The organism is Natrinema thermotolerans, from assembly GCF_031165565.1.
Classification (GTDB): Archaea; Halobacteriota; Halobacteria; order Halobacteriales; family Natrialbaceae; genus Natrinema; species Natrinema thermotolerans.
In genome coordinates this window covers 20,683-29,798 of the sequence record NZ_CP101875.1, presented here as the reverse complement: position 1 = coordinate 29,798, position 9,116 = coordinate 20,683, and the positions used below count along the sequence as shown (strand labels likewise).

At 54.2% G+C, this 9,116-nt stretch carries 17 protein-coding genes; 9 read left to right on the top strand and 8 right to left on the bottom strand.

The window, feature by feature from the left end:
• The first annotated feature begins 160 nt into the window (after window positions 1-160).
• On the top strand, window positions 161-970 hold the full coding sequence (locus NP511_RS22695) for a hypothetical protein (RefSeq protein ID WP_049967018.1): 810 nt from the start codon (window positions 161-163) through the stop codon (window positions 968-970).
• Window positions 971-1,363: 393 nt separating this feature from the next.
• Here NP511_RS22695 and NP511_RS22690 read toward each other — a convergent pair whose 3' ends face one another.
• A complete protein-coding gene (locus tag NP511_RS22690) occupies window positions 1,364-1,717 on the bottom strand; it encodes an HVO_A0114 family putative DNA-binding protein (RefSeq protein WP_084158343.1) in 354 nt (117 codons plus the stop codon).
• A gap of 308 nt (window positions 1,718-2,025) precedes the next feature.
• Here NP511_RS22690 and NP511_RS22685 point away from each other — a divergent pair, with 308 nt between their 5' ends.
• On the top strand, window positions 2,026-2,328 hold the full coding sequence (locus NP511_RS22685; protein ID WP_136396826.1) for a DUF7718 family protein: 303 nt from the start codon (window positions 2,026-2,028) through the stop codon (window positions 2,326-2,328).
• A gap of 164 nt (window positions 2,329-2,492) precedes the next feature.
• Here the strand turns inward: NP511_RS22685 and NP511_RS22680 are convergent, their stop codons facing one another.
• The 5 genes from NP511_RS22680 to NP511_RS22665 form a co-directional block, all read right to left on the bottom strand.
• Window positions 2,493-2,918, bottom strand: a complete 426-nt coding sequence (locus NP511_RS22680; RefSeq protein ID WP_049967016.1) for a DUF8161 domain-containing protein — start codon at window positions 2,916-2,918, stop codon at window positions 2,493-2,495.
• A 27-nt stretch (window positions 2,919-2,945) separates the two neighbouring features.
• Entirely contained in the window at window positions 2,946-3,266 is a 321-nt protein-coding gene (locus NP511_RS22675) for a hypothetical protein (RefSeq protein ID WP_049967015.1), read from the bottom strand.
• 22 nt (window positions 3,267-3,288) lie between these two features.
• Entirely contained in the window at window positions 3,289-4,218 is a 930-nt protein-coding gene (locus NP511_RS22670) for an AAA family ATPase (RefSeq protein WP_049967014.1), read from the bottom strand.
• A 92-nt stretch (window positions 4,219-4,310) separates the two neighbouring features.
• Window positions 4,311-4,451 carry a DUF7563 family protein gene (locus NP511_RS23025; protein ID WP_419894495.1) on the bottom strand — a complete coding sequence of 47 codons (141 nt, stop codon included), beginning with the start codon at window positions 4,449-4,451 and terminating at the stop codon, window positions 4,311-4,313.
• 5 nt (window positions 4,452-4,456) lie between these two features.
• Window positions 4,457-4,672, bottom strand: a complete 216-nt coding sequence (locus tag NP511_RS22665; RefSeq protein ID WP_049967013.1) for a winged helix-turn-helix domain-containing protein — start codon at window positions 4,670-4,672, stop codon at window positions 4,457-4,459.
• Between the two features lie 190 nt (window positions 4,673-4,862).
• On the opposite strand from NP511_RS22665, the gene NP511_RS22660 reads away from it, so the two are divergent.
• Genes NP511_RS22660 through NP511_RS22645 form a run of 5 tightly spaced genes read left to right on the top strand, consistent with a single transcriptional unit; the run spans window position 4,863 to window position 6,257 of the window.
• On the top strand, window positions 4,863-5,126 hold the full coding sequence (locus tag NP511_RS22660) for a DUF8118 domain-containing protein (protein WP_049967012.1): 264 nt from the start codon (window positions 4,863-4,865) through the stop codon (window positions 5,124-5,126).
• Window positions 5,123-5,365, top strand: coding sequence for a hypothetical protein (locus NP511_RS22655; protein ID WP_049967011.1), 243 nt, complete (start codon window positions 5,123-5,125; stop codon window positions 5,363-5,365). Before NP511_RS22660 ends, NP511_RS22655 begins: the two co-directional genes overlap by 4 nt.
• Window positions 5,366-5,367: 2 nt before the next feature.
• Window positions 5,368-5,802: a hypothetical protein gene (locus NP511_RS22650; protein WP_049967010.1), complete on the top strand. Its 435-nt coding sequence runs from the start codon at window positions 5,368-5,370 to the stop codon at window positions 5,800-5,802.
• 2 nt (window positions 5,803-5,804) lie between these two features.
• Window positions 5,805-5,972 (top strand): DUF7563 family protein, encoded by a 168-nt coding sequence (locus tag NP511_RS23020; RefSeq protein ID WP_419894494.1) that lies wholly within the window; start codon window positions 5,805-5,807, stop codon window positions 5,970-5,972.
• Window positions 5,973-6,257, top strand: coding sequence for a hypothetical protein (locus NP511_RS22645; protein ID WP_049967009.1), 285 nt, complete (start codon window positions 5,973-5,975; stop codon window positions 6,255-6,257).
• Window positions 6,258-6,708: 451 nt separating this feature from the next.
• Here NP511_RS22645 and NP511_RS22640 read toward each other — a convergent pair whose 3' ends face one another.
• On the bottom strand, window positions 6,709-7,131 hold the full coding sequence (locus NP511_RS22640; protein WP_136396827.1) for a hypothetical protein: 423 nt from the start codon (window positions 7,129-7,131) through the stop codon (window positions 6,709-6,711).
• Between the two features lie 213 nt (window positions 7,132-7,344).
• Here NP511_RS22640 and NP511_RS22635 point away from each other — a divergent pair, with 213 nt between their 5' ends.
• Both NP511_RS22635 and NP511_RS22630 read left to right on the top strand, forming a co-directional pair.
• The gene (locus NP511_RS22635; protein WP_049967008.1) at window positions 7,345-7,668 is read left to right on the top strand and encodes a rhodanese-like domain-containing protein; all 324 of its coding nucleotides are present in this window, start codon (window positions 7,345-7,347) and stop codon (window positions 7,666-7,668) included.
• 228 nt (window positions 7,669-7,896) lie between these two features.
• Window positions 7,897-8,553: an SCO family protein gene (locus NP511_RS22630; RefSeq protein ID WP_233274384.1), complete on the top strand. Its 657-nt coding sequence runs from the start codon at window positions 7,897-7,899 to the stop codon at window positions 8,551-8,553.
• Window positions 8,554-8,669: 116 nt separating this feature from the next.
• On the opposite strand, the gene NP511_RS22625 is transcribed toward NP511_RS22630, so the two are convergent.
• Window positions 8,670-9,116: a SpoIIAA family protein gene (locus NP511_RS22625; protein WP_308986961.1), complete on the bottom strand. Its 447-nt coding sequence runs from the start codon at window positions 9,114-9,116 to the stop codon at window positions 8,670-8,672.

Genomic DNA, 9,116 nt, shown 5'->3' with positions numbered 1-9,116 from the left:
CGATATGTGGATCTACCTGAAAGGATTCAAGTAAGGATCCGGACCATCGTTCACTCTTAACCAACACCTCGATTCATTCTGCCCCGTCTGTTGGTTAACTCTGTCCCGTCCCGTAAACGGAACCCTCAAGATTTCGGAGCGATTTGTAAGGAATAGTCTCGTGCGCCCGTTTCGTGCTGAAGAATCGGCTTACAATCGATCGGTTGCAATTGATGCAAGTACGATCGACGGCATCACCGTCACCGTTGCTGTTCATGCTGACCGTACGGACGAACTTGATATCCTCGACAGCATCTACTCCGCAGCCGAGGAGTATCCGTTCTACCCGTTTCGGAACAAGTCCCACGACCTCGACTATAGAAGCTCGAAGGATTTCTTTGAGGAAGTGATCCACGTAAACGCTGATCGACTTCTCTCGACTGTCCATCTCGGAGAGGACGGTTCGGACCAGGAACGAGTCGAAGCCGTTCAATCTGCAACCCTCGTGGAACAACTGAGCCCCTCGGATTCGCTCGTTATTCTTGATGGCGATGAACAGAAGGCAAAGAGATTCGGGAGGGCTATCGACGGTATTTCAGACGAAGTTCCACCGGTCGCTACATGCATTCAGTCAGAACTTTACTACCCCTCTGCGCTGCTGGCTGATCTCTGTGCGACTAGACTCGCATACGAGATCGATCATTCCGGACATAGTTCGGAGGTCATCCCAGAGACCCCAGTCACCAAGGTTGATCTCGAACACTACTGGGGACCAGCATACAACTCGATGGTGACCTCATCAGAGACTGTTCAGGTTGAACCGATTCAACAACACCGAGCAGAAACCGTCAGCACACGAGTAAACTGCTGGTTTGAGGGATACATGGGCGGCGGAGAACCGTTTCCGACGGACCGATCGGTGAATGCGGTTGTGAGATATGCAGAACAGCAGGGATACGACGAGCTGGCCGCGCAGCTCTCTGGAATTTAGGAATTAGGTGCGTTTCCTGCGCCCACGTCCGTCGTCAACGCCCTTTGGTTTGCACCGCCGGGCTTGCGGGCCATGGTCACACAGGCTCCACGCAGCACCTCTGCGCTCATCCCTATCTTTGAGATGAGTACGTATATATCTATGTATAATCGAGCGAACGAGAGTTCGCTTGAATGCACCACCCTCAAGCTGGGAGTAGGGTTACCGCTCCGACTACCTCCTCCAACTGAATGTACAAATGTACATCCGATGTACAAATGTACATCTAACTCGGAACAGGTACTGAGTGAATTTTGACTGCTGACTTACCCCGATCACCCCACTACCACAATGCTAGCATTATAGCAAGATGCTAGCATGCTAGCTTTAGATAGGGTAGTGTGCTACTTGCGGCTATTCGCTTCTGGCTCGAACCTCGCCGTTGAGCGCTAGCGGCTCAACAACGACATGTTCGTGAGCCAGTACCGGCTTCTTCGACCGTCCGTCCTTTTCGAAGTTGACGATGTCTGCTTCGAACAGTACATCGAGGTCGCGGCTGACAACACTGACGTTGCGATCGAGCTGGCGTGCGAGATCGCGGACGGATTCGACGTCTCCTTCCGCAACCGTTTCGAGGAGCCGCTCTCGTTCTGGTGTCAGTACTCGTTCGGCCGTTTCTCGTCGGATGACATGGACATCATCCAGCCCGCCTTTTGAGAGGGCCCGGATGAAATCCACTGGAGGCTTTCGTGCTTGCTTAACTGCCATTTGTGTCTAAACGGTAGTTCCAGCTATCGATACTGCCAGATACCGACAGTTGGTCTACCAGGGCTTTTTCGATCTTCTGTCTACTACTGATGCGTTCCGTGGCTCTCTGCCTAGCTACTGTGCCGACTACCGCGTTCGAACACTACGTGATCTCTCCCGGAGACGCCGACGCCCACCGATCTACTGTGGATTGTCATGGGTCTATGTTTACGTAGGAGGTAAACATATATATGTCTTTGGTCCCTATCGGAAGTTGATGCACCGGCACCTGAATTTCAGCGAATCGAGCAGGCGGCATGTAGTAACTAATGCAGCAAACACTACCTCTTGAACCATATGCGGGCCGGCCGTACTTCCTCGCAATCCGTGGCGATCCAGATCTTGAGTCACCCGATGAGTTCGGCGTCACGGTCTACTACAACGACGCTGAGTCTGAGGAAAGGGTCGCCGTAGCGCGAATCGACACAGATCACGGATACGTCCATCTCGACAAACTCTTCCTCGAAGACAATCCGAAGGAAGAGCTGGACGTCGATCTCTGGGGTGCCGTCGAACATCTAACGGAACACCACCCCGAGTACGCCCGCAAGTACCGCCAGAAGAAACGATAAGGACAGCGCCAGACTGGCGCACCGTCCTTTGAGAGCGAGCGATCTAAAGCCGCCCACGGTCTTCGAGATCGTCTTCCTCTGCGAGCGGGGGACTGATCTCTCTGCGGTTTCTGGTGCCGCGAATCTGGTTTTGGTTTAGAGTGTAGTCGTTCAATCGCTGCGGGTCAGTAGGGTTCGAGCCAGTTGGGGCCGCCGTAGGCATCGACGTAGCACCGTCGGTGGACGGGTTCCTCGCGCTTATTCGGAATAGCTTTCTCCAAGGGTACAGACTCGCCGCAGAGGTCGCACTCGGCTGTGTGGCCGGCCTGTCGCGCATCTGGGCTGAGGTCCTTCGTCTCAATGTAGAGTTCGTGTAACGCTCGGGGAGTGAGCCGAACGAGGACCATCTCACGGTCGTCCTTGTTCGCCCGCTCTGGAGTGTAGGTCAACACCCAGTCTTGACCGGGTTCGCCGTCGCCACCAGGTCCCAGCGAGATCGTTTGGGCGAGCTCATCCGGCACAAAGTGCCACTCGTGGTCTCGAAACCGAGGGTAGTGGCCTTCGGGCCGGGGATTCTCAGGATCGACGTCAGCGGATGTGTCGTCACTCATGTGTCGTTCTTAAGATTAAGGATAGGATTAAAACTCCCTCTCAATCTCCAACTTCCTCATCGACTTCTCGAACACCTGCGGATGGCGGTGGGCCAGTTTCTCAAGGTGATCACGCATCGACTGGGTCGGGTTGATATCGACGTCGTCAGCGTTCTGGAGTTCTTGGTAGAAGGCGTGCATCTCCTCGGTCACAGCGATGCCGATCGTCTTCTCTTTCGGCGCTGTATCGCTGTTCAGTGCATCGAGATACTGATCGGCGTCGAAGTCATCGTCGATCGTCGTCTGGTCACTGTCAGCGTTCTCTTCCTCTGCTGCATCGAAAGCATCGGTCATCGGGTTGTCGCTCATAGGTTTAATCTTAAGATTATGATTAGGTGTAAGTCTCGATCGTCTCATCGGTGATCTCGACACCGTCGTCGGCATCGAACTGGCGGGCTCCTGCACGGTATGCGTGGTAACACTGCTGGCGCACTGATCGTGGAGTTCCATCTGATCGATCGACGATCTCCCGGATCGCACTCGCGGTGTACGGATCCGAGAGGTAGCTCTCATCGTACTCTTCATCTCGGGCCCAGGCGAGCCACCGGGCGATGAGTTCCTCTGTCTCAGCGAAGCCGAAGCGCTCCAGCGAACGGTTCTTCGCCACGAGGCGTGACGACAGTGTCTGGCGGAGTTCGTCGATCCGATCAGCCGCCTCAGGAGTCCCGAACAGGAAGAGGATAAATACGGGCTCACTCTCGCCAAGATCGCCGATGCTCTGAAGGCCAGCGAGCAACTGCTCGAATGTTCGTGTGTTGCGAGCCGCGTCCTCCAGCTGATCAACTTGGACGATGCATGTCAGGTCAGCGGCCTCTAACTGGTCGGCGACGTCTTCGACGAGCTGGCGAACTTCGTCGGTGGCATGGGGGTATGTGTTCGGGACGTCGATCGAGTCGTATTCGGAGAGTTCGTCCAAGAGGCGGGTGTAGAGGCGTCGGGTGGTGATTGACTCGACCTCTCGGATCCGGGCGATCGCAAATTCATCACTTCGGGGTCCATCATTCAACGAATTGTAGACGAGTTCTCGAAAGTGCGTTTTCCCGGCCCCATGTCGGTCGATAATTGACACGTGGCCGGCACGGGTGAGGATATGCGAAGCGACCTCCTTCAGGAGATCGTCGTTGACTCGGACAGCGACACGCGCATCGGGCAAGGACTCTGCAGCGAATGGTGTTCGGTCCTGAAGGAGCCCTAGCTGCTCGGCATACCGAGCATGGGCACCCTCGGTCTCGTTGAGAGCCGCGGTGAACTGATCGCTCATGACACGACTGCCTTAATGTTAGGACTATTCTTAAGATTAAGTCAGACAATGATGCTTATGCTGTCATTCTCGAAGACCACACGCTTCAGCGGTTACTGGTTGTCTTTCGCCGCTTCACGGGCCTCACGGTTGCTCGTACAGTTTATGCAAACAGGGAGATCGCCGTCAGGCGTCGAAAACACACGGTGATAATCGGGCGTAACGTGTGCACCACAACCGTCACATTCTGGCATTGTGTTCACACCTCGTCCACAACCATCCAGATGAGCGAGTTACCAGCCATCTTACTGGTGACCTTTCCGTCCTCCTCCAGTTCACGAAGACGGTAGTCTGCCCCTTGCCGAGTCACACCTACTGCGTCGGCTACCTCTTTCGTTGACGCGGGCGTATTTTCTCGGACAGCGTCAAGATACTCTTCTTCGGAGTAGACCATACCGGTCGTTTTTTGCTCCATGACAAAACGTTACCGGCCTGTCGACATAATACTTGCTCCATAGAAAGTTCTTGCTACATAGCAATCTTTATGTTCGCTGGCTACATAGCAAGAGGTAGAGACAGACCGGCCGCTCAAGGCGATCGGCGTTGCGGAAAATCGCCACGGTGCTGGTACACCGCGGCGGCCGGCTGTCTTGGACAGAACAACCATGTCGATCTACGACAGCAGCCGACAAGAATCCGACGGTACGGTATCGACTAGTGAATCCCGCAGCAACGGCGCTGAAATCCTCGAAAACGACGACGTCGATCCGTGGAAAGGCCCGTTCCACGAGACCGACAAGTACGGCCAGCTGACCGGCGCAAAGTACTACCGCTGCCGTGACTGCGGCCGTGAGGCTCACGAAGACATCGACCTCGATCACGTGCAGCACCGCGACGGGTGCTGGTTCACCGGAGGGTCCGATCGATGACCTGCTGCGAGTCGGCTCTCGATCAGCTGAACTCGCATCTCGAAGAGGCGCGGGAACACGACGCTCCCCGCGAGATTATCGCCGAGATCGAGTACCAGCGCGATCAGGCTCTCCGCTCGATCGAGCAGGAGGCGAAGCCGGACCCGGAGGAAAAGCACCGTCAGTGCCGGCGTCGTCGCCGCGAAGAGCGTGCGCGAGAACGAAACTTCCAGCAGATGGTCCTCGGGGTGTCGATCTAACGATGACGGTCCCTCACAGCAACCAATACCATCCTCGTGCAAAGCGTCGCGTCCGCGATCTCGCCGCCGAGTACGCTGACAAAGTCGATTCGACGCTTGTTTCGAACACGATCCACGAGCGCGTCCCCGAGGATGAGTTCGTACTGGAGCTGGCCGACGTCGTCGAACGCCTTGATGACCTGCAAGAGCGAGCGGGCGCAACCGACAGTGAACTTAGGTCTCCCCTCAGGACAGCCATGTACCATCTGACGTCTGACGTTGATGAGGCCGTTGTCCGGAAGCGCGTCGAAACCGTCGTTGACGAGATCCTCGCTGATCTTGAGGAAGAGGTCGAGGAGTGGGACGACGCCTGGAGTGACGAGAAGATCGGGGAAGCGAAACAAGAAATCCGTCACATCCGCGAGACGGGTGACCGTTGCCGAACTCGGGGGGACTGAACATGGCAGAGTGCGACAACTTCGGAGCGCACGTCACTGAACAGTACAAGCGCGTGTTCTCGGCCAACGACGGCACGCTACACGCCTGTTCGAACTGCCGAGAACAGACCGAGATGTTCAACGGGGCTGGCTCAAAGCCAGACCGCTCTATCGAATTGGGTGATCGATAAATGCACGAAGATACTGCGCAGCAGTGGGAAACCATCGGTAGGTGCCTGCTCTACACCGAACTCGTGCATGATGTGTACGAGCGGTTCGAGGAAACGTTGTACGATGTTGCTGAAGACATCTTGAACGGTGAAGAGTTGACTGAAGGCCACCTGAAGCAGCTAGTGTGGATGCTTGAGGAGTTCCTGCATCTCATCCGTGAGTGCATTGTCCCACTGATCGACAGTGGTGACGACTGGGGGACCGTGTTCCAGTTAGCCAACTACCCGAACGACCTCGAACAATGAACAGCCGATTAGAAGATACCGAGAAGAGCGGAGAAACACACACCGCGAAGTGCTACTACACTGGACTTCAGGTTGAAACACCGAACGACGTGGATACCTCGATCTCACGTCACGCGGTCCTCAAGAAGATCGCCAACGGCAAGACGCGACTCACTGAGTGACCCCTTCCTAACGAATTGATGTGCTGACGACATCTACCTCGATAATTCGAGGGATTCAGGTAGACTCCTCAGGGCCTACCCGCGTCCGGCGAACGCTGTTTCTTTCAGCGACTAACTACATCGAGACTGTGACCAGTCTGTTCTTCTGGCTGTATTAACCAACATCAATCGATTATCAGCAGATGTTGGTTAAGCAGTAGTTGGTAGTACGGTTTCTTTATTCAGAGTTCAGTGCGAAACCCCACGGGAAGTACAGAGGAAGCCCATATTATTCAGTACAGGAATGATGCTCAAGAACCTTCGTTCTCAATCGTAATAGTCACAGCGTCTATAATAGTATCAGTGGTATCATCAACAACACGGATCTCATATACTCTCTTTTCTCCAGAATCCCATGGTGGAGCAACATCGTTCCGATATGTAGGTGGTGTAGATGGCTCTATATTGCTGAATGTAGATTGGTCCACAAACTCAAGTGAACCATTCACGTGTTCGTAGACTTTAAAACTGTATGATGAATTATTTCTATAGCTGGAATTATATTCGATCTCATATTGCACACCGGACCAATCATCAACAAATTCTGCAGAAGCATTTTCAATAACGGTGCCAGTAGTGGGTTCTCCAACAGAGGTCGTATAGTTGGTAGTCGTACTGCACCCAGCGAGTAGAATCATGAGGAGAACCGTTCCCAGTAGTATACGCCGATTCATAATATGCATTTGACACTGAGAGTCTATGTTTCTTATTACTTATCAAATACATCCAGTAGGCAAACATAGTTACCAGAAAGCACTGTGTCCAAGAACTCGGAGAGAGTCGGATAGGAGATCGTGAACCAACGGTAAGTACAGAGGATGCAGTTACCATTTCCTCGTTGCCTTGAATCACCGTCTTCTTGGCTCTTGATGCGATACCTGACGTAGATGACTACGATTGACCCCGAAGCGCTCCGAGCGAAGTTAGAGGACGGAGAGGACGTGTATGTGGTCGATATTCGGTCAGAAGAAGACTACGAAGAGAACCATATTGAGGATAGTGAGAACCGCCCCATTCGAGAGGCTCTCCTATCGGGGAATGTTGAGGAAGCGTTAGCAGAACTGGATGACCTCCCAGACGATGCGGAACTTGTTATGGTATGTGATGCAGGGGTCGCCTCGACAGAAACGGCTCAACAGCTCCAAGACCAAGGGAAGGATGCAATGGCCCTTGATGGCGGGTTAAGTGCGTGGAAGCAGAGTAAAGAGTAGCCGAGAATTCGGAATGACAAATTGCCACTCTTCGTTGCGGCCAATCTAAAAGAGATTCATGGCAAGCCAACCGACCGTTTTTAAACCCGTTCTACAATTGCGATTCCGTAGGGTTCGAAGGCTGGACCAGACGACTCTTTGCTCTGAGACAGCAAGCGAATGCCAATGCGCAAACGAACACTACTTGCGTCACTCGGGTCCAGCGTCACACTTGGACTGAGCGGTTGCATGGGCACGTTCGGCAGTGGGAGCAGCAGCGAGTCAAACGAAAACACATATTTGGACGCGAAAGAGTGGAGCGTTGATCCGACCAATCTGCCATTCCCGACACATGGGGACGAACTCCCCTCCGCGACCCTGCCAGCGCCAATCCGTGACGGGAAGCAAGTGTCCATTCCCAGTGACTTCGAGACTGATCTCTTGATGACGTTCGCCTATACGACCTGTAGTACGATGTGTCCCCGGCTGACCGCAATCATGGCGCAGGCACAAGACTACGCCCTCAAGAAAGGGTACGGCGAGGAGGTCTCATTCATTGAGACGACGTTTGATCCCGCCAGAGACGACGCCAAGGCCTTCCGCCAGTGGGCGGACAAGCACCGCGTCGAAATGGATGCCGGTAACTGGTACTTCCTGCGTCCCAAGAGCGAGGTACGCGCCAAGGAGGTCGTTCAGGACAGCTATGGAGTGAATTTCACGAAGACGAATTCGGAGAATATGGACACCTATATGTTCGCGCATACGGGCCTGATCTTGCTCGCCAACAAGAAGGGATATGTAGAACGTGCTTACAAACTCCAGAGTGCACAGGGTAGCGGGCCGCCGAGGGTGACTAGACAAGATGTTAGCGATGACCTGAAGACACTGCGCGAGCAGGAGTCCTGATCCACCGCGATATCATTGAGTTGCGGACCGCATATTGGCCCCGTGTTAAATACCATATTTATCACCTGTATCCATCAGAGTTTCCCAATACATCTAATCCTACTTCACCAAAATATCTATTTAGTAGGGCTGGCAGCCGTCACCCAGTCAAGCGCACGGTCACGTTCCGACAGCCCGTGGTAGCGCATCTCGTCCGGCGAGACCGGCCAGACTGGGTCGATTGCACGCCACTGGTAGTAAAGGAGTTTAGCCCAGCGGGAATCACCGACTGCGGCATACCGGCCAATGTCGAACTTCGGCCCGGTTCGCAGATCGGGGACGACGCCATGCAGATGCGAGAGATATGTCGATAGCGTCCACTCCGTCGTCTCTTCGTAGACATGCACCGTCCCGAACTCGTCGGTCTTCTCAACGAGTAGGTCATAGAACTCCCGATACCCGGCAGGCGTGCCGTCTCCCATCCGAACCGCGACCACGTTGTCTCTGGTCGCCTTAAGAATCTCGAACATGGGAGATGTCGTCCGCTCTGTGGCTGTGAACTTGGAGACAAAATCGTCTGTCAT

Excerpts from the sequence above, each read along its gene's own strand:
- NP511_RS22690 (WP_084158343.1), bottom strand. The coding sequence starts at position 1,717 with ATGGCAGTTAAGCAAGCACGAAAGCCTCCAGTGGATTTCATCCGGGCC.
- NP511_RS22685 (WP_136396826.1), top strand. The coding sequence starts at position 2,026 with ATGCAGCAAACACTACCTCTTGAACCATATGCGGGCCGGCCGTACTTC.
- NP511_RS22680 (WP_049967016.1), bottom strand. The coding sequence starts at position 2,918 with ATGAGTGACGACACATCCGCTGACGTCGATCCTGAGAATCCCCGGCCC.
- NP511_RS22675 (WP_049967015.1), bottom strand. The coding sequence starts at position 3,266 with ATGAGCGACAACCCGATGACCGATGCTTTCGATGCAGCAGAGGAAGAG.
- NP511_RS22670 (WP_049967014.1), bottom strand. The coding sequence starts at position 4,218 with ATGAGCGATCAGTTCACCGCGGCTCTCAACGAGACCGAGGGTGCCCAT.
- NP511_RS23025 (WP_419894495.1), bottom strand. The coding sequence starts at position 4,451 with ATGCCAGAATGTGACGGTTGTGGTGCACACGTTACGCCCGATTATCAC.
- NP511_RS22665 (WP_049967013.1), bottom strand. The coding sequence starts at position 4,672 with ATGGAGCAAAAAACGACCGGTATGGTCTACTCCGAAGAAGAGTATCTT.
- NP511_RS22660 (WP_049967012.1), top strand. The coding sequence starts at position 4,863 with ATGTCGATCTACGACAGCAGCCGACAAGAATCCGACGGTACGGTATCG.
- NP511_RS22655 (WP_049967011.1), top strand. The coding sequence starts at position 5,123 with ATGACCTGCTGCGAGTCGGCTCTCGATCAGCTGAACTCGCATCTCGAA.
- NP511_RS22650 (WP_049967010.1), top strand. The coding sequence starts at position 5,368 with ATGACGGTCCCTCACAGCAACCAATACCATCCTCGTGCAAAGCGTCGC.
- NP511_RS23020 (WP_419894494.1), top strand. The coding sequence starts at position 5,805 with ATGGCAGAGTGCGACAACTTCGGAGCGCACGTCACTGAACAGTACAAG.
- NP511_RS22645 (WP_049967009.1), top strand. The coding sequence starts at position 5,973 with ATGCACGAAGATACTGCGCAGCAGTGGGAAACCATCGGTAGGTGCCTG.
- NP511_RS22640 (WP_136396827.1), bottom strand. The coding sequence starts at position 7,131 with ATGAATCGGCGTATACTACTGGGAACGGTTCTCCTCATGATTCTACTC.
- NP511_RS22635 (WP_049967008.1), top strand. The coding sequence starts at position 7,345 with ATGACTACGATTGACCCCGAAGCGCTCCGAGCGAAGTTAGAGGACGGA.
- NP511_RS22630 (WP_233274384.1), top strand. The coding sequence starts at position 7,897 with ATGGGCACGTTCGGCAGTGGGAGCAGCAGCGAGTCAAACGAAAACACA.
- NP511_RS22625 (WP_308986961.1), bottom strand. The coding sequence starts at position 9,116 with ATGACAGACGATTTTGTCTCCAAGTTCACAGCCACAGAGCGGACGACA.